The sequence below is a fragment of the Streptomyces sp. Tek67B01 genome (assembly GCF_055231995.1).
Genome location: NZ_JBUYUY010000001.1, coordinates 404,631 through 427,030, shown reverse-complemented (window position 1 = coordinate 427,030; position 22,400 = coordinate 404,631). Strand labels below are relative to the sequence as shown.

General features: G+C 69.4%; 20 protein-coding genes and 4 pseudogenes. 19 read left to right on the top strand and 5 right to left on the bottom strand.

Annotated elements, in window-relative coordinates; translation table 11 throughout:
• Window positions 1-19 precede the first annotated feature (19 nt).
• The gene (locus ACV7NM_RS02025) at window positions 20-1,288 is read right to left on the bottom strand and encodes an MFS transporter (RefSeq protein ID WP_463408570.1); all 1,269 of its coding nucleotides are present in this window, start codon (window positions 1,286-1,288) and stop codon (window positions 20-22) included.
• Window positions 1,289-1,676: 388 nt separating this feature from the next.
• A complete protein-coding gene (locus ACV7NM_RS02020) occupies window positions 1,677-2,618 on the bottom strand; it encodes a RimK family alpha-L-glutamate ligase (protein WP_463408569.1) in 942 nt (313 codons plus the stop codon).
• Window positions 2,619-3,574: 956 nt separating this feature from the next.
• On the opposite strand from ACV7NM_RS02020, the gene ACV7NM_RS02015 reads away from it, so the two are divergent.
• The 5 genes from ACV7NM_RS02015 (at window position 3,575) to ACV7NM_RS01995 (ending at window position 9,683) form a co-directional block, all read left to right on the top strand.
• Window positions 3,575-4,573, top strand: a complete 999-nt coding sequence (locus tag ACV7NM_RS02015) for an ABC transporter substrate-binding protein (RefSeq protein ID WP_463408568.1) — start codon at window positions 3,575-3,577, stop codon at window positions 4,571-4,573.
• A 190-nt stretch (window positions 4,574-4,763) separates the two neighbouring features.
• Window positions 4,764-6,323: a sugar ABC transporter ATP-binding protein gene (locus ACV7NM_RS02010; protein ID WP_463408567.1), complete on the top strand. Its 1,560-nt coding sequence runs from the start codon at window positions 4,764-4,766 to the stop codon at window positions 6,321-6,323.
• Window positions 6,320-7,420 (top strand): ABC transporter permease, encoded by a 1,101-nt coding sequence (locus ACV7NM_RS02005; protein WP_463408566.1) that lies wholly within the window; start codon window positions 6,320-6,322, stop codon window positions 7,418-7,420. The genes ACV7NM_RS02010 and ACV7NM_RS02005 overlap by 4 nt, the downstream gene beginning before the upstream one ends.
• On the top strand, window positions 7,417-8,439 hold the full coding sequence (yjfF, locus tag ACV7NM_RS02000) for a galactofuranose ABC transporter, permease protein YjfF (RefSeq protein ID WP_463408565.1): 1,023 nt from the start codon (window positions 7,417-7,419) through the stop codon (window positions 8,437-8,439). The genes ACV7NM_RS02005 and yjfF overlap by 4 nt, the downstream gene beginning before the upstream one ends.
• A 107-nt stretch (window positions 8,440-8,546) precedes the next feature.
• Window positions 8,547-9,683 carry an aldose epimerase family protein gene (locus tag ACV7NM_RS01995; protein WP_463408564.1) on the top strand — a complete coding sequence of 379 codons (1,137 nt, stop codon included), beginning with the start codon at window positions 8,547-8,549 and terminating at the stop codon, window positions 9,681-9,683.
• 89 nt (window positions 9,684-9,772) lie between these two features.
• Here ACV7NM_RS01995 and ACV7NM_RS01990 read toward each other — a convergent pair whose 3' ends face one another.
• Window positions 9,773-10,834: a LacI family DNA-binding transcriptional regulator gene (locus ACV7NM_RS01990; RefSeq protein ID WP_463408563.1), complete on the bottom strand. Its 1,062-nt coding sequence runs from the start codon at window positions 10,832-10,834 to the stop codon at window positions 9,773-9,775.
• Between the two features lie 498 nt (window positions 10,835-11,332).
• On the opposite strand from ACV7NM_RS01990, the gene ACV7NM_RS01985 reads away from it, so the two are divergent.
• From ACV7NM_RS01985 to ACV7NM_RS01950, 8 genes and pseudogenes are all read left to right on the top strand, one after another.
• Window positions 11,333-11,896, top strand: coding sequence for a dihydrofolate reductase family protein (locus tag ACV7NM_RS01985; protein WP_463408562.1), 564 nt, complete (start codon window positions 11,333-11,335; stop codon window positions 11,894-11,896).
• Between the two features lie 131 nt (window positions 11,897-12,027).
• On the top strand, window positions 12,028-12,978 hold the full coding sequence (locus tag ACV7NM_RS01980; RefSeq protein WP_463408561.1) for an SDR family NAD(P)-dependent oxidoreductase: 951 nt from the start codon (window positions 12,028-12,030) through the stop codon (window positions 12,976-12,978).
• Between the two features lie 109 nt (window positions 12,979-13,087).
• Window positions 13,088-13,381, top strand: a pseudogene (locus ACV7NM_RS01975) (amidase family protein); the annotation flags it as partial.
• 207 nt (window positions 13,382-13,588) lie between these two features.
• Window positions 13,589-13,987: a DoxX family protein gene (locus ACV7NM_RS01970; RefSeq protein ID WP_463408560.1), complete on the top strand. Its 399-nt coding sequence runs from the start codon at window positions 13,589-13,591 to the stop codon at window positions 13,985-13,987.
• A 23-nt stretch (window positions 13,988-14,010) separates the two neighbouring features.
• Window positions 14,011-14,213 (top strand): annotated as a pseudogene (locus tag ACV7NM_RS01965) (FtsX-like permease family protein); the annotation flags it as partial.
• Between the two features lie 92 nt (window positions 14,214-14,305).
• A complete protein-coding gene (locus ACV7NM_RS01960) occupies window positions 14,306-14,941 on the top strand; it encodes a hypothetical protein (protein ID WP_463408559.1) in 636 nt (211 codons plus the stop codon).
• A 368-nt stretch (window positions 14,942-15,309) separates the two neighbouring features.
• Window positions 15,310-15,966, top strand: a complete 657-nt coding sequence (locus ACV7NM_RS01955; protein WP_463408558.1) for a DedA family protein — start codon at window positions 15,310-15,312, stop codon at window positions 15,964-15,966.
• 81 nt (window positions 15,967-16,047) lie between these two features.
• Window positions 16,048-16,446 (top strand): annotated as a pseudogene (locus ACV7NM_RS01950) (CGNR zinc finger domain-containing protein); the annotation flags it as partial.
• A 137-nt stretch (window positions 16,447-16,583) separates the two neighbouring features.
• Here ACV7NM_RS01950 and ACV7NM_RS01945 read toward each other — a convergent pair.
• Window positions 16,584-16,769 carry a hypothetical protein gene (locus ACV7NM_RS01945; RefSeq protein WP_463408557.1) on the bottom strand — a complete coding sequence of 62 codons (186 nt, stop codon included), beginning with the start codon at window positions 16,767-16,769 and terminating at the stop codon, window positions 16,584-16,586.
• On the opposite strand from ACV7NM_RS01945, the pseudogene ACV7NM_RS01940 reads away from it, so the two are divergent.
• From ACV7NM_RS01940 to ACV7NM_RS01915, 6 genes and pseudogenes are all read left to right on the top strand, one after another.
• A pseudogene (locus ACV7NM_RS01940) lies at window positions 16,750-16,983 on the top strand (STAS domain-containing protein); the annotation flags it as partial. The gene ACV7NM_RS01945 and the pseudogene ACV7NM_RS01940 sit on opposite strands and share 20 nt — an antisense overlap.
• A gap of 210 nt (window positions 16,984-17,193) precedes the next feature.
• On the top strand, window positions 17,194-19,029 hold the full coding sequence (locus ACV7NM_RS01935) for a thiamine pyrophosphate-requiring protein (protein ID WP_463413804.1): 1,836 nt from the start codon (window positions 17,194-17,196) through the stop codon (window positions 19,027-19,029).
• Entirely contained in the window at window positions 19,026-20,150 is a 1,125-nt protein-coding gene (locus tag ACV7NM_RS01930; RefSeq protein ID WP_463408556.1) for an enolase C-terminal domain-like protein, read from the top strand. Before ACV7NM_RS01935 ends, ACV7NM_RS01930 begins: the two co-directional genes overlap by 4 nt.
• Entirely contained in the window at window positions 20,147-20,416 is a 270-nt protein-coding gene (locus ACV7NM_RS01925) for a trehalase-like domain-containing protein (protein ID WP_463408555.1), read from the top strand. Before ACV7NM_RS01930 ends, ACV7NM_RS01925 begins: the two co-directional genes overlap by 4 nt.
• Window positions 20,417-20,730: 314 nt before the next feature.
• A complete protein-coding gene (locus tag ACV7NM_RS01920) occupies window positions 20,731-20,901 on the top strand; it encodes a hypothetical protein (RefSeq protein WP_463408554.1) in 171 nt (56 codons plus the stop codon).
• A 379-nt stretch (window positions 20,902-21,280) separates the two neighbouring features.
• The gene (locus ACV7NM_RS01915; protein ID WP_463408553.1) at window positions 21,281-21,742 is read left to right on the top strand and encodes a DUF5709 domain-containing protein; all 462 of its coding nucleotides are present in this window, start codon (window positions 21,281-21,283) and stop codon (window positions 21,740-21,742) included.
• A 406-nt stretch (window positions 21,743-22,148) separates the two neighbouring features.
• Here the strand turns inward: ACV7NM_RS01915 and ACV7NM_RS01910 are convergent, their stop codons facing one another.
• Window positions 22,149-22,400, bottom strand: coding sequence for a DUF6158 family protein (locus ACV7NM_RS01910; RefSeq protein ID WP_463408552.1), 252 nt, complete (start codon window positions 22,398-22,400; stop codon window positions 22,149-22,151).

The window sequence follows — 22,400 nt, the reverse complement described above, 5'->3', positions numbered from 1 at the left end:
CGGTGGTTCAGTGTCACGTTCAGCGTCTCGCGGGTCTGGAGAAGGCCTGTGCGGCGTCGCTGTGGGGCGGCATGGAGGGGGCGGTCGAGGGGCTCGTGGGCCGTCGCCGGTGTGCGGTGACGGTTACGGCGGCCAGTGCGGAGGCGAGGCCACCGGCTGCGAGGCCGGCGCGAGGGTGGACTGCGCTGGAGATCCAGCCGATCAGGGGTGCGGTGAGTGGTGTGGTGCCGAGGGAGGCGAGTGTGTACAGGCTCATGATGCGGCCGCGTATGGCGTCGTCCGAGCCGAGCTGTAGCTGGGACTTGGCGGCCGTCATGAACAGCATCAGCACGGCGCCGGTGGGTACCAGCATGAGCAGGAAGGCCGCGTGGGTGGGCATCGTGCTCGTGAGGACTTCCAGGACCCCGAAGCCGAACGCCGTACCCGCGAGGTAGCGGCGGCCCCATTGGCCCCTGCGGGCCGCCGCCACCGATCCGGTGACTGCGCCGACGGCGAATGCGGTGGAGCCGAGTCCGAATACGCCGGGAGGGGTGTGGAAGACGTCTCTTGCCATCAGGGCGGTGGTGATCTGGAAGTTCATGCCGAAGCCGGCGACCACCCCGACCAGGATGAGTGGGGCGCTGAGATCCGCGCGGGCTCTCACGTGGCGTAGCGCCTCCCGCACCTGGCCCCTGCGGCGACGGCCCGGGCAGGCGTTCCGGTCCGGACCCCGGTGCCCGGGCTTCATCTGCAGCAGGGCGCCGAGAACGATGAGGTAGGAGAAGGAGTTGAGGAAGAACGCGGGTGCGACACCGAAGCCGGCGATCAGGGGACCGGTCAGGGCGGGTCCGGCGATCCGGGCGAGGTTGAACACCGCGGTGTCCAGGGCCACCGCGTTGGGCAGGTCCGCGGCGGGAACGGTCTGTGCGATGAACGCTTGCAGGGCCGGTTTCTCGGCGACCAGGGTCAGTCCCATTGCCAGCGCCACGCCGTAGACGGCCCCCAGACTCACCGTGTCGGTCATGGCCAGCACTCCCGGAAGCAGGGAGACCAGGCACAGCACGGACTGGGTGACGAGCAGGATCCGCCGCTGTGGACAGCGGTCCGCCAGCGCCCCGCCCCAGGGCCCGAAGATCAGCAGCGGCAGGAACTGGAGCGCCGTGATGATGCCGACGGCTGTGCCGTCACCATGGGACAGGTCAAGGACCAGCCAGGTCTGCGCCACCTTCTGTATCCACGTCCCGGTGTGGGAGGCAAGCTGGCCGGTGGTGAGCAGCCGGAACTCCCGGTGCCGCAACGATCTGAGCATCCGTCGGTTTCCGGCGTCCCGCGCCGGGGGCCCGGCCCCGGGACTGGTGGTGTCTTCGTCAGGCGGTGTGTTCGGGCGCACGACCGTTTCCTCCTGCTGGGCCTCGTATTGAGCCGGCTGACGTCCTAAGCAGCGCAGACCGCCCAGGACGCGCCGCGGGCGCGGGGGTTGCGGTCGGCGAGGAGGAAGCCGAGGGAGGACCGACCTGCACCTGGCGGCGGTCCCCACCATCCACCCGCGTTCCCGGGCGCCATGCCGTGGAAGGCGTGTGGATGGCCCACTGGGGGCTTGCGCCCCGAACAGGCCCGGCGCGGCAGCCCCTCACCCCCAGGCGCGTCGCTCACCCTCGCGTCGCTCAGCCCCGCCGCGCTCACCCCGACGGCGCGGGTCACCTGCCGGGGCGAAGTCGTGCGTCGCAGGTTTCGGCGATGGCGGGGACGATCTGGTTCAGGTGTTCGCGCCATCCGACGTTGGCGTTCACCTCGCAGATGGTGAAGCTGCCGTCCGGCTCGAAGAGCAGGTCCACCCCCGCGACCCCCAGTCCCAGGACCTTCGCCGCCGCCACGGCGAGTGCCTCCCCGGCCGGATGGAGGCCGGTGCACACGGTGGCGGTTCCGCCCTGGGCCAGGTTCGACTTGAGCCCGCCGTCGGCGGCCACACGGACCTGCGCCGCGACGGCCCGGCCGTCGACCACGACGACCCGTAGGTCCCGCCCGTGGGAGTACTGCACATACTCCTGGAACAGGTAGGGCGCGTCGTCGTTGAGGCTGCCCTGGATGTCGTGCAGCATCGCCGCGTCAGGGGCCAGGAAGACGCGTCGCCCGCGGTGGCCGCGTACCGACTTCACCACACACGGCTCAGGCACCCCCGCGCGCAGCACGTCCGTCATCGACGCGTCGACGTAGCTGCGGGTATCGGGTACGGGAAGCCCGGCGACAGCGAGCTGTTGCAGGTGCCAGAACTTGTTCACGCATGCCAGCACCGCGTCGATCGGGTTGAGCAGTACCGTGCCCATGGCCTCCAGGTGCCGCAGCAGGGTGATCTCCCGGTCCGTGGAGAGCATGGGTGTGGACAGGCGCGCATAGGCCAGCTCCGGCGCCGCCAGAGGCACCCCTTGGAGGTCGTGCAGTGTCAGACGCCCACCGGTCACGCCGAGTACGAGGTCACTGGTCCGCATCACCGCACTGCGGTCGCCCAGGACGCTTTCGAAACCATCTACGAGTTCAGCGGTGATCCGGTCCTGGTCGAGGCCGCCGCCGAGGATCAGCCAGAAGGCGGCGGTGGCCCGGCAGTCCGGGAAGACTCTCGCCGGGACGTTGGTCACGGTCATCAAGGCGCTCCTCAGGACATCGACGGCTACTTTCTGGCCGGCGGGCTTTGCCCATGCCGGGTGCACACCGTCACTGGCGCCCCCGGACACCGTGCCATCAACAGGGTGATGACAGTTCCACCTTGTGTCAGGAAATCCCACTAATGCGCCCAAATGTGGCGTGTTGCCTTCCTTGCACCGAATGGCGCGAGTCGTATTGGGGGTGTGGCCGGGGTGATGTGAGGGGAGGGCATCGCTCGGACGCGGGTCGCGCTGTACGGGAGGTCACTCGAACATCGGGACGGACCGGAAGCAGTCGTTGTCTTCAACCGTTTCACCGGGCATGGCCCGGGGGTTGCCTTGGCCTGGTCGCATCGATGGGTACCGCGACCGCCACCCGGCAACTTCATCGGCGGAACGGTCTCGGCCACTTCTTCGGCTGTCGGTGTGTGCCGCAGCGCCTGCACGGGGGACTCGTCCTTCGGCAGCTCGGGGGACAGGGAGGCGCTGTCCCCCGACATCGACCGGGAGGGGGCCCGAGTGCCCGGAAGCCCCTGCGGCCAACCTCTGGTCGAGGTTCAGTCGACGCCACTGACATAGACGCGGCTGGTGCGGTCATCGAGTCGGACCCATGCGACTTTCAGCCAGTTGTCCCCTTCGAAGGGCCGTTTGGTCGTGGGGCGGGGGACCTGGTGGTCTCCGTGGTGTGAGCGCTAACAATACGGATAGGCAGGAGATCGACGGCCCGTAGGCCAGTGCTGGCGGATCGGCATGATAACGGACAGATAACGCACGCCCAGGGGTTGAGAACCCGTCTTGTTAGCGCTCACAATGCGACGACGCACCCTCTTCGAGGGGCCCACCCCTGCCGACCAGACCCGACCCCGACCAGGATGCCCAGCCCCGGCCCCCGCCCACCGGCCGTGCGGCGCCTCTCCGGTACACCTCTTCCGTACACCCCGAAAAGGACATTCGACATGGCTCGCAGAGCAGCTCTCGTCCTCGCCGCCGCCCTTCTCGCCTCCTCGGCGTTGACCGCCTGCTCGACCGAGAGCCCCGCCCCCGGTACCTCCCCGGGGGCCAAGAAGGGCTCCCACGGCCCGATCACGCTCGGCTTCGCCCAGGTCGGCGCCGAGAGCGGTTGGCGTACCGCCAACACCAAGTCCGTCCAGGAGGCGGCGAAGAAGGCCGGGATCACCCTCAAGTTCTCCGACGCGCAGCAGAAGCAGGAGAACCAGATCAAGGCGATCCGCAACTTCATCCAGCAGAAGGTCGACGTCATCGCCTTCTCGCCGGTCGTGGAGTCCGGTTGGGACACGGTGCTCAAGGAGGCCAAAGACGCGGGCATCCCGGTCATCCTCACCGACCGCGCGGTGGACACCAAGGACACCTCCCTCTACAAGACCTTCCTGGGCTCGGACTTCGTCAAGGAGGGCAAGTCCGCCGGCGAGTGGCTGACCGGTGCGTACGCGAACGAGGAGGGCCCGGTCAACATCGTCGAGCTCCAGGGCACCACGGGCTCCGCACCCGCCAACGACCGCAAGAGCGGTTTCGCCGACGTCATCCGGGCCGACGCCAAGTTCAAGATCGTAGCCTCGCAGTCGGGCGACTTCACCCGTGCCAAGGGCAAGGAAGTCATGCAGGCGTTCCTGAAGTCCCAGAAGGACATCGACGTCCTCTACGCCCACAACGACGACATGGCACTCGGAGCCATCCAGGCCATCGAGGAGTCCGGCAAGAAGCCCGGCACTGACATCAAGGTGATCTCGGTGGACGGGATCAAGGACGCCTTCGTCGCGATGACCGAGGGAAAGATCAACGTCGTGGTGGAGTGCAACCCGCTGCTCGGTGACCAGTTGATGGAGCTGACCAAGAAGGTCGCGGCGGGGGAGAGCGTGCCGGCTCGCGTCGAGACCGTGGAGGGCGTCTTCCCGCAGGACAAGGCCGCGGCCGCGCTGCCGTCCCGGAACTACTGACGCTCGCCGGCGTTCCGCAAATCCCGGCGCGGCAAGTTCCTGAGCGGCACGTTCCGGAAGTCCTGAGCGGCACGTTCCGGAACTCCTGACGCGCCACGTTCCGCCGCCGGAGGAGGCCCGGCCCGGCCCCGGTAACTCCTGCACTGTGTCCGGAGCCTGCTCCACCACCCCACCCACGAGAGGAGGGCGGATGGCATCGCCGTCCACCCCGCCGCCCACGGACACCGGCGGCCCGCCGCCGGTCCTGGAAGCCCAGGGCATCCGCAAGCAGTTCCCGGGCGCGCTCGCCCTCGACGGAGTCGCCCTGCGGCTCTTCCCCGGCGAGGTGCACGCCCTGATGGGCGAGAACGGCGCCGGGAAATCCACGTTGATCAAGGTGCTCACCGGTGTCCATCCCGCCGACGACGGCACCGTCCTCGTCGACGGCCGGCCCCACACGTTCGCGGACCCCCTCCAGGCGCAACAGGCCGGAATCAGCACCGTCTACCAGGAGGTCAACCTCTGCCCGAACATCTCGGTCGCCGAGAACATCCTCATCGGGCGGGAACCACGCCGGTTCGGTCTCATCCACTGGTCCGCGACGCGGCAGCGGGCGGCCGAACTGCTGACGGAACTGGACCTCGACCTGGACGTCACCGCTCTGCTCGGCTCGCACTCCCTGGCGGTGCAACAACTCGTTGCCATCGTCCGGGCGGTGGACGTCTCGGCGAAGGTGCTCGTGCTCGACGAGCCCACCTCCAGCCTGGACCGCGAGGAGGTCGCCCAACTCTTCGCCCTCGTGCGGCGCCTACGGGATCGCGGTGTGGCCATCCTGTTCGTCACGCACTTCCTCGACCAGGTCTTCGATCTCTGCGACCGCGTCACCATCCTGCGCAACGGCCGCCTGGAGGGCGAGTACCCCATCGGCGAACTCACCCCGGTGACGCTGGTGCAGCGCATGATCGGCGGAGAACTGGCAGGCCTCGACCAGCTCTCCGACCGTGCCCACGCGCAAGCGGTCGAACGGCCGGCCGGCCGGCCGTTCCTCCAGGCCCGACAACTGGCCCGCACCGGCTCGATCGAACCGTACGACCTCGACATCCATGCCGGCGAGGTCATCGGACTCGCCGGCCTCCTGGGCTCCGGCCGCACCGAGGTGGCGCGCCTCCTGTTCGGCGCGGACAGCGCGGACGCCGGAGAAGTGAGCATCGAGGGCGAGAGGGTGCTCTTGCGCACGCCCCGCCACGCCATCGCCCGAGGCATCGCGTTCTGCTCCGAGAACCGCAAGTCCGAGGGACTGGTGGGCGAACTCACGGTCCGCGAGAACATCATCCTCGCCCTGCAGGCCGCCCGTGGCTGGGCCAGGCCGCTGGCCCGCAGGAAACAGGACGAGCTGGCGCAGCAGTGGATCGAAGCCCTGGACATCCGCCCCGCAGACCCCGAAGCGCAAGTACGCCACCTCAGCGGCGGCAACCAACAGAAGGTCCTCCTCGCGCGTTGGCTGCTGACCGAGCCCCGGCTCTTGATCCTCGACGAACCCACTCGGGGCATCGACATCGGGGCCAAGGCGGAGATCCAGAAACTCGTGGCCCGCCTGGCGAGCGAAGGCGCCGCAGTGCTGTTCATCTCGGCGGAAATCGAAGAGGTCCTGCGCCTGAGCCACCGCATCGCCGTGCTCCGCGACCACCGCATGGTCGCCACCCTCACGAACGACGACACCGTCACGCCCGAACGGATCCTCACGACCATCGCCACCGGAGCGAACTCATGACCCCCCAACCCACCTCGCCCGGGGCGGCCGGCGGAATCGGGAGACGACTGGCCGGCCACCGCCTGCTGTGGCCGGCGCTCATCCTGCTCGCGCTGCTCCTCGGCAACCTCGCTTTCCACCACGACTTCTTCTCCGTCCGCGTACGCGACGGCCACCTCTACGGCAGCCTCGTCGACATCCTGCAGTTCGGCGCGCCCCTCAGCCTGGTGGCACTCGGCATGACCCTCGTCATCGCCACCCGCGGCATCGACCTCTCGGTGGGTTCCACCGTCGCCATCGCCGGCGCCGTCGCCTGTGGGCACCTGTCCACCGCCACGCGTCCCGGCAGCGTCGCCACCGTGCTCACGGCCGTCGCCCTCGCGCTCGGCGTCGCCCTCGTGCTCGGCCTCGCCAACGGCTTCCTGGTGTCCGGGCTGGGAGTGCAGCCCATCGTGGCCACCTTGATCCTCATGGTCGCGGGTCGAGGCGTCGCCCAGTTGATCACCGACGGCCAGATCGTCACGGTGACCAGCGGGCCCTACAAGATGATCGGCGGCGGCTACTGGCTGACCTTGCCGTTCGCCGTCCTCCTGGCGACCGTCCTCGTCGCGCTCACCGCCTACCTCACCCGTCGCAGCGCACTCGGCATGCTGATCGAGTCCGTAGGCGGCAACCCCACCGCCGGCCGGCTGGTCGGCATCCGTGCCGGCGGCCTGCTCGCCCTGGTCTACGTCTTCAGCGCGCTGTGCGCCGCGATCGCCGGGCTGATGATCAGTTCCAACGTCTCCAGCGCCGACGGCAACAACGCCGGGCTGTGGATCGAACTCGACGCGATCCTCGCCGTCGTCATCGGCGGCACCGCCCTGACCGGAGGACGCTTCTCCCTCGGCGGCACCGTCCTGGGCGCCCTGATCATCCAGACCCTGTCCACCACCGTTTACACCCTCGGCGTACCACCCGAGACCACCCTCGTCTTCAAGGCCTTCGTCGTCATCGTCGTCTGCCTCGTGCAGTCACCGGTCTTCCGGGCCAAGATCCCGGGCCGCCGTCGGACAACCATTCCCCGATCCCACACCACGGCGGGCGCCGCCCCGCAGCAGCAGGAGGTAGGCGCGTGAGTACCGTCATCGCGAGCGCCGCCGCGCACCGCACCCGCCCCTTCGCGACCGTGTCCCCGCGCACCCGCACCCGTATCCCACTGATCGTCACGGCCGTCCTGCTGGTCGTCATGTTCGGCGTCGGATCCGTACGTTACGAGGGTTTCCTCTCCGCGCAGGTCGTGCTGAACCTGCTGGTCGACAACGGATTCCTGCTGGTCGTCGCGGTCGGCGCGACCTTCGTCATCCTCACAGGCGGCATCGATCTGTCCGTCGGCTCCATGGTGGCCCTCTCCACCATGCTCACCGCCTCGTTGGTCGAGTCGCACGGCTGGCCCCTGGCCGGCGTCATCCCCCTGGTCCTGCTGGTCGGCGCCGCGAGCGGGGCGCTGATGGGCTGGATCATCCACACCTTCGAGATCCAGCCGTTCATCGTCACCCTGGCCGGCATGTTCCTCGCCCGCGGGCTCTGCTACACGATCAGCACCGCATCGATCACGATCAGCGATCCCACCACGGTTGGCATCGCGCAGACCCGGCTGTACGGCCCGGGTGGGCTGTTCGTCTCGATCCCCGTCGTCATCGCCCTGGCCGTGCTGGTGTTCGCCTTCGTCGTCCTGCACCACACGCGCTTCGGCCGCACCGTTTACGCGCTGGGCGGCAACGAGTCCTCCGCGCGCCTGATGGGTCTTCCGGTCGGCGCCACCAAGATCGTCGTGTACGCCGTCAGCGGCCTGTGCTCCGCACTCGGCGGCCTGCTGCTCACCTTCTACATGCTCTCCGGCTACGCACTCCACGCCATGGGCATGGAACTCGACGCGATCGCCGCCACCGTGATCGGCGGCACGTTGCTGACCGGGGGTTCCGGCTTCGTCCTGGGCACCGCCCTCGGCGTGCTCGTCCTCGGCATGATCCAGACGGTCGTCAACTTCCAGGGCACGCTCAGCTCTTGGTGGACCCGGATCGTCATCGGCGTCCTGCTGCTGGTGTTCATCGTGCTGCAGCGTCTGATGAGTGGACGCCGCCCCACCGCCTACTGACTCCCGCCTCCTGCGCGCATCCGCGCGTGTCACCGCCTTCGAGTGCAGCGATCACCGCGTCTTCTTCCGGACGCCCTCCGACGGACCGACTTCCAGGGAACACCGCCATGGAACACGCACACGAATCCACACACGAATCCGCCGGCCAGGCCGTCGAGCCGGGGCAGATCGCCGGCTGGCCGCGGACGGGCCGTCCCCTACGCACGGTCGATGAGGGAACGGGGGAGAGGTGGCGGTTCGGCTTCCCCGGCCGGGCCCGCGCCGAGGTCCACACGCGCGGCGCCCGCCTGTGTTCCCTGCTCGTGGCGGACCGCTGGGGCCACCCGGCCGATGTGGTGCTCGCCGCCCGCGACCCCGCCGACTTCGAGGGCCCCGCGCGCTACTTCGGCGCGACGGTGGGACGTTACGCCAACCGCATCGCCCGCGGCCGGATCGTCGTCGACGGCGTCACCCACCGGCTCGCGACCCAGGACAACGGGCACACGCTGCACGGCGGCCCCGACGGGTTCGACCAGCGCGAGTGGCGGTGCGAACCCTTCCACTCCGCGTACCGCACCGGCGTCCGCCTGTTCCTGCACAGCCCCGACGGCGACCAGGGATTCCCCGGTGCCCTGCGCGTCAGCGTCGCCTACGCACTGGATCGTGACGACAACCTGACCCTGTCCTACCAGGCGGTCGCGGACGCGCCGACGGTCGCCAACCTCACCAACCACGCCTACTGGAACCTCGAAGGAGAGGGTCGCGGCAACGTACTGTCCCACCATCTTCAGGTGCAGGCCTCGCGCTACACCCCCGTCGACGCCGAGTTGATCCCCACCGGCGCTCACCGCCCGGTCAGCGACACCCCGTTCGACCTTCGCCGGCGCCCGCGGCTCGCCGACGTCCTGGTCCAGACGGATGCCCAACTGGCCCTCGCCGGCGGCGGCTTCGACCACAACTGGGTCCTCGACGGCGCCCGTCGATCCCGACCCTGGAAGGCAGCCGTGCTGTACGCCCCCGCATCCGGCCGCCGCATGGAGGTGCGCACCACGGAACCGGGCATCCAGGTCTACACCGCCCAGGGCCTGACCGGTGACGTCACCGGCAAGGGAGGCGGTGCGTACCGCGCCTACGCGGGGGTCGCGCTGGAAACCCAGCACTTCCCCGACTCCCCGAACCGCCCCGACTACCCGACCGTCCTCCTGCGCCCGGGTGAGCTGTACCGGTCCACCACCATCCACAGTTTCACCACGGTCACCGCCTGAGGGCGGCGGCTCCGGCCAGGCAACGACTCGGGCCCGGATTTCCGCGCCGAGGGGGGATCCCCGTGCGGCGGGGTTCGTTCCGCGGGCGGTCAGCTCCTGCGGGCCGTACTGGCGCGCACGATGAGCTCGGGCGCCACCACCAGGTGCGTCGACTCGTCCGTCCGCCCTTCGATGTGGTCCAGCAGCAGCCCTATGCTGTCGCGGCCGAGCGAGGCGAAGTCCTGACGGATCGTCGTCAGCGGTGGAGGGAAGAACTCCGCCTCCGGGATGTCGTCGAAACCGGCGACCGCCACGTCCTCCGGCGTGCGCAGGCCCGCTTCCCGCAAGGCCCGTAGGACACCGAGGGCCATCTGGTCGTTGGCCACGAACACCGCGGTCAGGCCCGCTCCCCGGCCTGATGACGCCCGGACCCGCCCCGCGAGTTGCTGACCGGCCTGGTATCCCGACAGCGGACTCCAGTCGCCGCGCAGCAGGGGCGGCACCTCGGCGCCGGCCTCGCGGAGCGCGTCCTCCCACCCCTGCGTGCGGGCCTCGCTCTCCAGCCAGTCCGCAGGGCCCGCGACATGCCACACCGTGGCGTGGCCCGACGCGAGAAGATGCTCCGTGATCATGCGGGCGCCGAGGTTCTGGTCCAGCGACACCCCTGGCAGGTCCAGGGTGTGGCCGCCTTCCACGGTGACCACCGGGCACGGGGCTTCCAATGCCGCCAGGGCCCTCACCGCGTCGCGTTGGGGCGTGACGGCGACGATTCCCTCCACGCCCCATCCGGCGAGGTGCTGCATGGCTTCGGCGAGGGCCGTCTGCGTGGCGGTCCGAAGCGTGACGGCGGACGTCAGATAGCCGCGCTCCCGAGCCGCTTCCTGGACCCCCGCCAGGGTGCTGGCCGGCCCGTGCAGCGTGGTGTTGACCGCGATGACCCCCAGCGTGTGGGTCCGGCGGGTGGCCAGGGCCCGGGCCGCCGAATTACGGCGGTAGCCGAGCTGCTCGATGACCTGCGTCACCGCGGCCCGGGTCTTGGCGCTGACGTTCGGGTGGTCGCTGAGCACCCGTGAAACGGTCTGATGGGACACGCCGGCGACACGCGCGACGTCCGTCATCGTGGGCGCTCGCGAGACGTCCGGTAGCTGGGTCAACACTCTGCCTTTCCTCATCGAGCGGCCTTCCCTCACGGTACCGAACCAGCGGTGGCCCGCACACATCCCGGACCGATCGAGGCTTGTCGACCGGAGTTAACGTTCACAATTCTCCCAGGGGCAGCCCGCATCGCGCAGACCACCCTGAAGGACCTGTCTGGTGCCTCTACCGGGCCTTCCCCTCCATCGGCGGCGCCACCCACACGCACTCCGCACACGCCGTCACGTTCGCCCGAGCGCACCCCCGCCCCCCGTCGGAAACGTCCAGAGTCCCTGGGTACGGCCACGGTCCGGAGACCGCGGTAATACGGCTCTGGGCCCGGGCGAGCGGCTGCCACGGAAATGACCTGGGACGCATCGCTGCCCCCACCGCGAGGCGTATGAAGCATCACTGCGATCGCCGTGGTGAGCCGTTGCGGCCGGCGCGCGAGACTGTTCGTGTCCCATGGCCGGACGGGCCGACCTTGAGGCGTCCGGCGGTCGTAGTGTCGAACCCGTCATCAAGGAGGACTTCCAATGCGCAGCGTGACCTATTCGATGGGCGTCTCGCTTGACGGCTACATCGTGGGGCCGGACGGCGGCTTCGACTGGACGGATCCGGACGAGGAGGTCTTTCGCTTCGCCACAGACGAGGTGCGAGAGGTCGGCGTCCACCTGATGGGACGACGGTTGTACGAGACGATGCTGTACTGGGAGACCGCCGGCCAGGATCCGTCGCTCGACTTCTCGACGCTCGAGTTCGCCACGATCTGGAAGCTGCTCCCCAAGGTGGTGTTCTCCACCACGCTGTCGGCGGTACAGGGCAATGCCCGCCTGGCCTCCGGCGGCCTGGCGGAGGAGATCGAGCGGTTGCGAGCGGAGCCGGGAGAGGGTGACATCGCGATCGGCGGTGCGACTCTCGCCGCCGAGGCGGCCGCGTCGGGCCTGATCGACGAGTATCGGGCGAGGGTCTACCCGGTGCTGGTCGGCGGTGGCATTCCGTTCTTCCCCCAGCACGAGCGCCGGGTGGATCTCGCACTCGTCGAGACCCGCACCTTCAGCTCAAACGTCGTTTACCTGCGCTACCGCGTGGCGCGCTAGCCGGCTCGTCCGCCGAGCGCCTCGTGTTGTCGGTGATCTGTAGACGATGTGTCGGTGGCTGTTGGAACCATGGGTATCGGGTGCCCAACAGGGCAGCCGTACAGCCTTCACCAGCAGGGGAGCCCCTCGCCATGCGGTCCACGCCTTCCACTCCGCCCTGGGATGTCCAACGGCTGCCGCGTGCCGATGGCAGCGTCTTCCTGGTCACTGGCGGCAACGCCGGCATCGGGTACTTCGTCGCGGAGCAGTTGTCGGCAAGCGGGGCTGCCGTGGTCCTGGGCAGCCGGAATCCCACGAAAGCCGAGGCCGCGATGGCTTCGATCCGCGCGCGTGTCCCCGATGCCCAGGTGCGAGCCGTGCGGCTGGACCTCGCCGACCTGTCGTCGCTCGAAACGACGGTGGAAGCACTGGAAGTGGAACGCCTCGACGCGGTGGTCCACAACGCCGGCGTCGCGCTCGACGACCCGCCGCGAAGGGCGACCGCGGACGGTCACGAGCTCATGTTCGGCACGAACCACCTGGGGCACTTCGCGTTGACCCAGCGGCTCATGCCGCTGCTGTCGGCCGCGCCGGCAGCCCGCATCGTGACCATGGGCAGCTTCGCGGCCAAGTCCGAGCGGCTCGATCCGGACGACCTGCAGTCCAGGAAGGACTACCGGCCCAAGCGCACCTACGGACGCTCCAAGCTGGCGCAGATGTACTTCGGTGTCGAACTCGACCGTCGACTGCGCGTGGCGGGCAGCACGGTGGCCAGCGTGGTGGTCCATCCGGGCGGCGCGCTGGACTCCCTCACCCCGTCGCGACCGCCGCTCCACGCGCGAACTCTCGGCGCACGGTTGAGGGCGGCACCCGCGGCCCTCGTCGTCCAAGGAAAGGACGCCGGCGCCTGGCCCGCGGTGCGGGCCGTGCTCGACCCGGATGTGCGGGGAGGCCAGCTGTGGGGACCGCGCGTCTTCGGGCTGCGCGGAGAGCCCCGACGCGAACCGGTGTGGAACCACCTCGCCGACACCTCGGTCGCGGCGCGGTTGTGGGAGGCGAGTTGTGATCTGACCGGCTTCGACCGCGATGCCGTTCCTGTATAGCGTCCGCCACAAGCGCGTTGGCCAACAGGTGTGCTCAACGCGGCCGACTACGGCGCCCAGCCCCGGCTCCGACTGGGCGCGCCAGCTGGCCCTTTGAGGACTCGGCAATGACTCCGGTGGATCAGTACGGATCCCGGCCTCGTTCCGCGGCGCGGTCGGGCTGAAACCCACCCCGGGGCGGTCTCCGCCGACCATCGCGTCCTCGGTCCGGACGACCCCGGACCGGCCTCACAGATGCACGTCACCGACGGGGCCGCCGGCCCGCAGGATCAGCGACCTGCGACTGGCTTACGAGGTGCTCGCCGGAACCGACCCGCGGGACCCATGGGCCGTACCGGTGCCCGCGGTTCCCGCCCCACTGCGCAGGACGCCCACCTGGGGCCGCCGCCGCGCCGGGAGGTGACCGGGCATCAGGCCATCGCCACCGAGACAGGCATGCCGATCTACCCCTGTAAGCCGCGTTGCACCGGCCCCCGCCACCCGGTCCCGTCGGGACACGCCGTCACCCCGGCGCACCTTTGATCCGTCTGCCCTCATCGGCAGGCGCGTCCGGACGGGTCGGCTTGGCGTCATCGACGTCCGCTCCGGATTTGAACCGAAAGGCTCACCCGTGAAGCGCATCGTCCGCGGCCTCACTTTGGCCTGCGCCCTCTTCGGCGTCCTCGGCGGCGCGCACGGCGGCGGAACGTACCCGTTCGGGCTGTGGCCCGACTGGTATGCGGCCGTCATCGAACTGATCACAGGGATTCTGATCGTCTTGGGCCTGGGTACCCGGGCGGCCGCCCTCCTCGCGTCGGGATCGATGGCGTACGCGTACTTCACCGTCCACCAGCCACGCGCCCTGTGGCCGTTGCAAAACGGTGGCGAAGCGTCCGCGATGTTCTGCTGGGTCTTCCTGCTCCTGGTGTTCACCGGCCCCGGCGCGCTCGCTCTGGACCGGTCACTCGCCTTCCGCGCTTCCCCCGCCCCGCGGCGCCGGGGCCTGGACGAACCCGCCTCGAATCCGTAGCGGCGCGGGCTTGGCCCTGTCGGATCGAACGCACCCGCGAGATCGGCCTACTCCGCGCGATCACACCTCCCGGCAACAGATCGGCCGAATGGTTCGGCTCGAATCGGTGCTCATCGCCGTCCACGGCGCGCTGATGGGCCTCGGACTCGGCCTCGCGTGGGGCGTCGCCGGGCAGAAGATCCTGACCCCGTACGGGATCACGGCGCTGACGATCCCTTGGACCACGCGCCCCTTCGCGCCTCATCCTCCCCTGCGGCCACTACGTACGCGCGGCCCTGTCCGGCGGTTTTCGGATCCGGCTGACAGGGAGCGTTCCTCGTGACACGTTCATGGTTCGCCATGACGACGGGGGGCACTCACATGCCGAACAACGGCCATGCCAAGTCGGCCGAAGAAGCCGAGGCGGAGCTGAAAACGTACTGCGAGGACATCTCGTTCGACCACGAGTGGATCAGCGCGCCGCAGTGGGACGCGGCGATCAGGATCGCCCAGGACAAGACGACGGGGTACACCGAGGCGTTCAAGAGCATCGACGAGGACAAAGTCGAGCTTCTCAAAGCGGCGGCACGCAACGCGCGTCGGGCCCGGCTCGACGGGGACGCCGCGCACCTCCTCGCCACGGCGACGGGCCACTACTCGCTGAAGACGACGGTGGCCGGCATCCTCCAGCAGCTCGCCGACGCATACGTCGCCGGCCACCGCGTATATCTGACCCTCGGTGGACATCCCATGGACGAGACGCGATACGCGGAGCTGCGCGGTGAATGGAACGTCGCTGCTCAGCTCGCCGCAGGTGGGGTCTTCACGGATTTCGTGAGCCACCCCCCGCAGAACAAGCCGGCGGCGAACAAGGGGAATGTGGGCGACACGAAGGAAACGCGCAAGGTGCAGGGTGACCTGCTGGTGAAGATCGGCGGGGTCCGTTTCAACATGCACGTCAACATCGCCGACTAGGAGGATGACTGACCTGCCGGCGCCTTCGATCCGGGTGCGTGCGGTACACGACGCGGCGGTGGAGGTCGAGGCGGCCGTCGGTGTGTAGGTGCGCGGTGGTTGTCCCTGCCCGGGCCGGCCCTCGGAGTCGGATCTCCACCTTTGGGGTGACGTTGCGTCCGCCTGTTGAGCCGGTGCCGGGGCGGGCCATCGAGGTGGTCCCGGTGCGGGCGGGGGCTCGATCTTGCTTTGAGTAGAAGCTCGACGGGTACCGGGCGATCTTGGGCTCATGCACCCGCCGTCTACTTCCTGACCAGCCGGCTCTTGTAACGTGGACGTGGCTTTCCCCTTGGGCGGCAGTCCACGGGCGCACGCCGAAGGGACGGCGGATGCACACGATCACCGATTGGCTGGGCGGCCTTTCAGGACCCGTGGTCTACGCCGTCGTGGCCGCCCTGGTGTTCTGCGAGGACGCTCTGTTCTTCGGCTTCGTCCTGCCCGGCGAGACCGCGGTGGTCATCGGGGGAGTCCTCGCAAGCCAAGGCAAGGTCTCCGTGTACTGGCTGGCCCTGGTCGTCGTGGTGGCCGCCATCGCCGGTGACAGCGTCGGCTACCAGGTCGGCCACCACTTCGGCCCGCGGATTCTGGACACCCGGGCGCTGCGCCGACACCGCGACCGGGTCGAGCAGGCCCAGGACATGATCCGCCGCCGTGGGGCCGCCGCCGTGTTCTTCGGCCGCTTCGTCGCCTTCTTTCGCGCGATGATGCCCGCCCTCGGCGGCACGTCCCGTATGCCCTACCGCAGGTTCCTTCTCTTCAATGCCCTGGGCGGTCTGGTTTGGGGCATCGGCTTCACGCTGCTGGGCTATTTCGCCGGCACCGCCTACACCAAAGTCGAGCACCAGGTCGGCCGGATCATCGCGGTGGTCCTCGCCGCTCTCGTGATCGCAGGGCTGATCGTGTGGCACCTGCGCCGGCGCAGGCGGCCCTCCGGCCGGGGTGGACACGACAAGCACGCAAGCGACACGCCGAAGCAGGGCGGATAGCGAATCCGTGTCGCCGGCCGTCGAGCGGCAATGGGGCTGAAGCGAGCAGGGCGGTAAAGGCCCTCTGTCGGCGGGAACCTTCCTCCGGCCGACCGCGACACCCTGAACCGCCTACTGATGGCGCGCAGGGCACTCGACGTCCTGGTCGCCGAAGCGGACCAGCCGACAGCGAACGGGGTCCAGGCCCTCAACGACGTCCTGGCGCACGGCCGGATCCTGCGGGAACTGGACGCCGACGGGACACCGCGCACCGTCGTGGAGGTCGACTCGCCGTCCTGGCTGCCCGCCTGGCACGCTGCCGAGAATTGGCTGTGGATGATCAGCAGCCGGCCCGACCGCGTCCGCCCCTGCGCGAACGCGGAATGCGTCCTGCACTTCTTCGACGTGTCGAAGAACGGCACCCGCCGGTGGTGCTCGATGGCCGGGTGCGGCAACCGAGCCAAAGCGCAACGGCACAACGCCCGTCATCAAAGGCCGTGACGGCCTTGTGTGAGCCTCTTGACCCGGTTGGCGTGGCCCCCCTCCACGACGCTTGAGTTTCAGGGCGGCGTGGGGCCCGCAATGACGGCGTCGAGGTCGCGCTCGAAGTGTTTCCGTACGGGGGCCTTCTGGCTCTGCTATCCCTGACGCAGGGCGGGGGTGCTCGGGTCCAGGCGGCCGCGGAGGGTGGCGGCGAAGTCCTCGGCGCGGGACAACTGGACACGGAGCTTGTCGACCCGCTCGGTTGCGGTCCGCTCGTACTCCCGCACGCGGCCCAGCAGGATCTCGCGCTCGGCGACGTAGCTGTTCTTCGCCTCCTCCAACGACCTCGTCGGCCGGTTCGACTACGCGGGCGACCCCGACAAGGTCGTCATCGACTTGTCCCACGCACACATCTGGGACGCCTCCTCGGTCGCGACCCTGGACGCCATCGAGACGAAGTACGCCCAGCGCGGCAAGAGCGTGGAGATCACCGGCCTGAACAACCCCAGCACCGACCTCCACGGCAGGCTCACCGGCGAACTGGCCGGCCACTGACCCATCCCCGTGAAGACCACGGAGCCGGAGCGTGAACCTCCGGGCCCTCGACGGGCCGGCGACGAGTCCATTCCAGTATCGGCTGGTGGGCAACGTTTGCATTGGATTCGCGCGGTTTACCCATGAGATGTCATGCCACCCTCCGTCCGTATCCGGACCCAGCCCACGGGCGGAGCCGCTATGAGCAGGAACGGAGTGTCGATGGCCAGCATGAAGGTGTCCGATTACATCCTCCACCGGCTGCGCGAGTGGGAGGTCGATCATGTTTTCGCGTACGCCGGTGACGGCATCAACGGTCTGCTCGCCGCGTGGGGGCGCGCCGGCAACAAGCCGAAGTTCGTGCAGGCCCGCCACGAGGAGATGGCCGCCTTCCAGGCGGTCGGCTACGCCAAGTTCTCCGGCAAGGTCGGCGTGTGCGCGGCCACTTCCGGGCCGGGGGCCATCCACCTGCTCAACGGTCTGTACGACGCCAAGCTCGATCACGTTCCTGTCGTGGCGCTGGTCGGGCAGACGAACCGCAGTGCGATCGGGGGCTCGTACCAGCAAGAGGTGGATCTGCAGAACCTCTACAAGGACGTCGCCTCGGACTTCTGTGAGACCGCGACCGTTCCCGAGCAGCTGCCGAACCTGATCGACCGGGCGATGCGGACCGCGTACGCCAGGCGCACCGTCACCGCGATCATCATTCCGGCCGATGTCCAGGAATTGGACTACAGCCCGCCGACGCACGCGTTCAAGATGGTGCCTTCGAGCATGGGCATGAGCCGTTACGCTCCGGTGCCCGCGGACGCGGACATCGAGCGGGCGGCGGAGGTACTGAACGCGGGCGAGAGGGTGGCCGTCCTCATCGGGCAGGGAGCCCGCGGGGCGCGTGCCGAGGTCGAACGGTTGGCGGACGTTCTCGGAGCGGGCGTGGCCAAGGCCCTGCTGGGCAAGGACGTACTGCCCGATGACCTGCCGTACGTGACCGGCTCCATCGGCCTGCTGGGCACGCGGCCGTCGTACGAGCTGATGCAGGACTGCGACACCCTGCTGATGATCGGTTCGAGCTTCCCGTACACGCAGTTCATGCCGGAACTGGATCAGGCACGTGCGGTTCAGATCGACATTGATCCACACATGATCGGGCTGCGCTATCCGTTCGAGGTGAACCTCGTCGGTGACGCACGGGAGACGCTCCAGCGGCTTCTGCCGCGTCTGCACCGCAAGACGAGCCGTGCCTGGAGGGAGACGGTAGAGAAGAACGTCGCCCGCTGGTGGGAGGTCATGCAGCGACGTGCCGCGGTGTCCGCCGACCCGATCAACCCCGAGTACGTGGTCCACGCCCTGGACGGAAAGCTTCCCGACAACGCGATCCTGGCCGCCGATTCCGGCTCGGCCGCCAACTGGTACGCCCGGCACCTGCGGCTGCGCGGCACGATGCGCGGCTCGCTGTCGGGCACCCTGGCGACGATGGGACCTGGCGTGCCGTACGCGATCGGCGCGAAGTTCGCCCATCCGGACCGTCCGGCGATCGCCATCGTCGGCGACGGCGCGATGCAGATGAACGGCATGATGGAGCTGGTCACCGCCGCCAAGTACTGGCGCGAGTGGTCCGACCCGCGCTTGATCGTGGCCGTGCTCAACAACGGTGACCTCAACCAGGTGACCTGGGAGATGCGTGCCATGTCCGGCGCGCCGCAGTTCGAGGAGTCGCAACACATCCCCGACCTGCCCTACGCCGACATCGCCCGGCTCATCGGGCTCGACGGCGTGCGGGTCGAGAAGCCCAAGCACGTGGAGTCGGCGTGGGACCAGGCGTTGTCCGCGGACCGCCCCTTCGTCATCGACTTCCGTACCGACCCGGCCGTTCCCCCGATCCCGCCGCACGCCACCTTGGACCAGATCGAGTCGGCCGCCTCCGCCATCCTGCAGGGTGACAGTGACCGGGGTTCCATGATCAAGCAGGGGTTCAAGGCCAAGGTGCAGGAGTTCCTGCCCGGCACGCGGCACCGTGCCGACCGTCCCGGGGCCGGCCGGGACGACAGCGCCGAAGGGAACAGGTGAGGGAGGCCGGCCAGGTGCTCCACGGCCCGCGCGTGGAACACCTGGCCGCTGCCGTCTACCGTGTTCCCACCGACCTGCCCGGTGGGGACGCCACATTGACGTGGGATTCCACCACGCTCGTCCTGGTCGAGGTCACCGCGGCCGGACAGACGGGCATCGGCTGGACCTACGGCTCGCCCGCCACCGCCCCGGTCGTCGACGGGGAGCTGGCGAGTCTCGTCGTCGGACACGACGCCTTCGACGTCCCCGCCGCCAACGACACGATGAGCCGTGCGGTGCGCAACACGGGTCGTCCCGGCGTCGCGGCCGGCGCGATCTCCGCCGTGGACAACGCGCTGTGGGACTTGAAGGCCAGACTGCTCGGCCTGCCTCTGGTGCGTCTGCTCGGGGCCGCGCGCGGCGAGGTGGCGGTGTACGGCAGTGGCGGCCTCACCACCTACGACGACGAGCAGCTCCGGCAACAGCTGCACGGATGGGCCGAGCAGGGCATCGCACGCGTGAAGATCAAGATCGGCGAGTCGTGGGGGCGTCAGGAAGGCCGTGACCTGCACCGCACCCGCTTGGCCCGCCGCGTCATCGGGGACCGGGCCGAGCTGTACGTCGACGCCAATGGCGGCTACACCCGCAAACAGGCGATCCGGGTGGCCGCCGCGACGGCGGACCTGGGCGTCACCTGGTTCGAGGAGCCCGTCTCATCCGACGACCTCACCGGTCTGCGCGAGGTCCGCGACGCGGTCACCGCCGATGTCGCGGCCGGCGAGTACGGATACGCCCTGCCCTATTTCGCCCGGATGGCGGGCGCAGGAGCCGTCGACTGCCTCCAAGCCGACGCCACCCGTTGCGGAGGCATCACGGTGTGGCTTCGCGTCGCCGCGGTGGCCGAGGCCCTCGGCCTGCACATCTCGGGCCACTGCGCCCCGCACATGCACGCCCATGTCGCCGCCTCCGTGCCCAACACCCGCCACCTGGAGTGGTTCCACGACCACGCCCGTATCGAGAGCATGCTGTTCCACGGAGTGCTCGACCCCGGCGGCGGCGCGGTCAGCCCCGGCTCCTCCGGTGCGCCCGGACACGGGCTGGAAGTGAACCGGGCGGTCGCCGACCGTTACCGGTTTCGGTGAGTGACGGTGACCGAGGCGACGCGTGTGACGCCGGCCGAAGGCCCGTGGATGCTACGCGACTACGCGCTGATCGCCGAGGCGAGCGTGGCGCGTTGATCGGGCCGCGAGGAGAGGTGGCCTGGCTGTGCGCGCCCGCGTGGCACAGCGGCGCTGTCTTTTCCGGACTGCTGGGCGGCCGCGGCGAGTACCGAGTCTGCCCGTCCGACGGGGAGGGGTGCGCGACCTCGTACTGGAGCCCGCGCAACAGTCGGGTGACGCCCCGCTGATCCCGCGGGCGCTGTGGGAAGCCACGGGGCGGTGTGGAAGGCAGCGGTACCCGACTGCTCCGATACCGCTGCCCCTCGCGGCACACGCATGGCCTACGCCGTTCTGCACGGCATGACCAGCGCCGGCGGCGGCATGGTGGCGGCCGCCACAACCACGGCAAAACCGCAGGGCTCTTGCTGCTGCTCGCCGCCCTGGCGCTGTGGGTGCCGGTCACCGCCGCCGGGACGACGAAGGCCGTCGCCTCCGCCGTGATCACGCTCGCATCCATCCGGTTCGCCGCAACAGGTATCTACGAGCTGTCCGGTTCCCCGTCATGGAAGCAGGCCGCAGGCACATCGGTCTCGTCCTCGCGGGCGCCGCGGTGTACGCGGCCTTCGCGCTCGCCCTCGAAGACCGGCACCGCCGTCCCGTGCTGCCCGCGTGGCGCCACGGGGCAGGTAGTCAAGCGCTCAGCGGCACCTGGCACGACGAGACGGCCAAGTGATCCATGAGGCCGGAGTCCGCGCCCAATCGTGAGGGCAAAACGACGGCTTCCTCGGTGTGTACGCGGGCCACTGCCGCGCCGCGGCCCATGATGTCCCTCCACAGCGCCGGTGCGGTGCGGGTGCCGCAGTGAAGGTGTCGTAGGGCGGCCAGGTGTGTCGCCGCAGTGACGGAGGTCAGCCCGGGCAGTCGGTGGGCCGCTCGTCCGTTCGCAGCGCGGGCGCGACACGATGCGGCAGACCGTGCCGGACATCGTGTACGACCAGCACCGGCGCAAGGAGACACCCCACCGGCGTGCTTAAAACCGCTGAGCTGGGAAAGGCGCAGACCGCACGTAAGGGAGAAAGCAGCCGCACAGGCCGACTCGACAGGGAAGTGCCATGAGTGACGATCAGATGGCGGATGACGTGTATCAGCCCACCGGCACGAACGAGGAACAGGAGGACGCGGCCCCGTTGGATCTCCAGAACGCCATGGACGAGCGTTCGTATGACGACATGCTCGACGAGGGCTACTCGCCTCCCGAGAAGCCCCTCGGCGTGACGAAGTACGGTACGACCGCTGCGGAACAGCACGAAGGCGAGTCCCTGGACGAGCGGCTGAAGCAGGAGGTCCCCGAGGTGGGCCAGGATCCGGGGGATCTTCCCGGGGGCGAGGCGGAAGGGTCGGACCCCGAGACGGGTACCGCCCGCGCCGGCCGTCTGACCGCCCCGGACGAGGGCGCGCATCCCGATACGACGAAGGAACTCATCGCCGAGGACCACGGTGTCGACTCGGGCGCCGCGAGCGCCGAGGAAGCCGCCGTCCACGTCGTCGATGAGGATGCGGACGAGAACCTGTAGGTGCAGCGCCCCCCCCCGCGGCCCCGCCTGTCGTACGCCGACAGGAGCGAGAACGACATCACTCCCGGGCAGGAGCGCGGGGGTCCCCCGGGCGGATGCACAGCCGGACGGCGGTCCGAGGCAGCCAGTCGACGAAGGGAACGCACGACGAGGAAGTACCAGGAACCGTTTGAACGGGACACGAGTTCGGCCGACGGTGCCCCTTGACAGGCGGGGGAGGGGGTCGTTGACGCTGCGCAACGGACGGACGGACGGACGGACGGACGGACGGACCTGGACTTCCAACCCGGCGGAAATACTCACCGGCCTCCTCAGCCGACGTTCCGGTGGAGGGTGTGCCGTGAGGCGTTGTACCGGGAAACGTAAACCCGCTGCCCGGCCGGCGCGGCGTCAACCCTCCGTCTCGTCAACCCTCCGTCTCGTCGCCGCTACGGGCGCGGGCGCCCGAGCGGGTGCGTCCGGGGCTCTGGGCGCGCTGCGGGTGCCGGCGCAGGTACTCGTGCTCCAGCTCCCGCATCCGATTCGTATGGGTCTCCAACGCGTCGTCGGACCCGTGCAGGAGAGTCTCGTGGCGGGTGCGGTGGATGGATTCCAGCTCCTTGAGCAGCTGGACTTCCGCCAAGTCCCGGGCGGACATTCCGACCTCGTCGTCTGTCAT

Bases quoted from the DNA above. Each gene is read 5' to 3' on its own strand.
- ACV7NM_RS02025 (WP_463408570.1), bottom strand. From the start codon at position 1,288: ATGCTCAGATCGTTGCGGCACCGGGAGTTCCGGCTGCTCACCACCGGC.
- ACV7NM_RS02020 (WP_463408569.1), bottom strand. From the start codon at position 2,618: ATGACCGTGACCAACGTCCCGGCGAGAGTCTTCCCGGACTGCCGGGCC.
- ACV7NM_RS02015 (WP_463408568.1), top strand. From the start codon at position 3,575: ATGGCTCGCAGAGCAGCTCTCGTCCTCGCCGCCGCCCTTCTCGCCTCC.
- ACV7NM_RS02010 (WP_463408567.1), top strand. From the start codon at position 4,764: ATGGCATCGCCGTCCACCCCGCCGCCCACGGACACCGGCGGCCCGCCG.
- ACV7NM_RS02005 (WP_463408566.1), top strand. From the start codon at position 6,320: ATGACCCCCCAACCCACCTCGCCCGGGGCGGCCGGCGGAATCGGGAGA.
- ACV7NM_RS01995 (WP_463408564.1), top strand. From the start codon at position 8,547: ATGGAACACGCACACGAATCCACACACGAATCCGCCGGCCAGGCCGTC.
- ACV7NM_RS01990 (WP_463408563.1), bottom strand. From the start codon at position 10,834: ATGAGGAAAGGCAGAGTGTTGACCCAGCTACCGGACGTCTCGCGAGCG.
- ACV7NM_RS01985 (WP_463408562.1), top strand. From the start codon at position 11,333: ATGCGCAGCGTGACCTATTCGATGGGCGTCTCGCTTGACGGCTACATC.
- ACV7NM_RS01980 (WP_463408561.1), top strand. From the start codon at position 12,028: ATGCGGTCCACGCCTTCCACTCCGCCCTGGGATGTCCAACGGCTGCCG.
- ACV7NM_RS01955 (WP_463408558.1), top strand. From the start codon at position 15,310: ATGCACACGATCACCGATTGGCTGGGCGGCCTTTCAGGACCCGTGGTC.
- ACV7NM_RS01935 (WP_463413804.1), top strand. From the start codon at position 17,194: ATGAAGGTGTCCGATTACATCCTCCACCGGCTGCGCGAGTGGGAGGTC.
- ACV7NM_RS01920 (WP_463408554.1), top strand. From the start codon at position 20,731: ATGGAAGCAGGCCGCAGGCACATCGGTCTCGTCCTCGCGGGCGCCGCG.
- ACV7NM_RS01915 (WP_463408553.1), top strand. From the start codon at position 21,281: ATGAGTGACGATCAGATGGCGGATGACGTGTATCAGCCCACCGGCACG.
- ACV7NM_RS01910 (WP_463408552.1), bottom strand. From the start codon at position 22,400: ATGACAGACGACGAGGTCGGAATGTCCGCCCGGGACTTGGCGGAAGTC.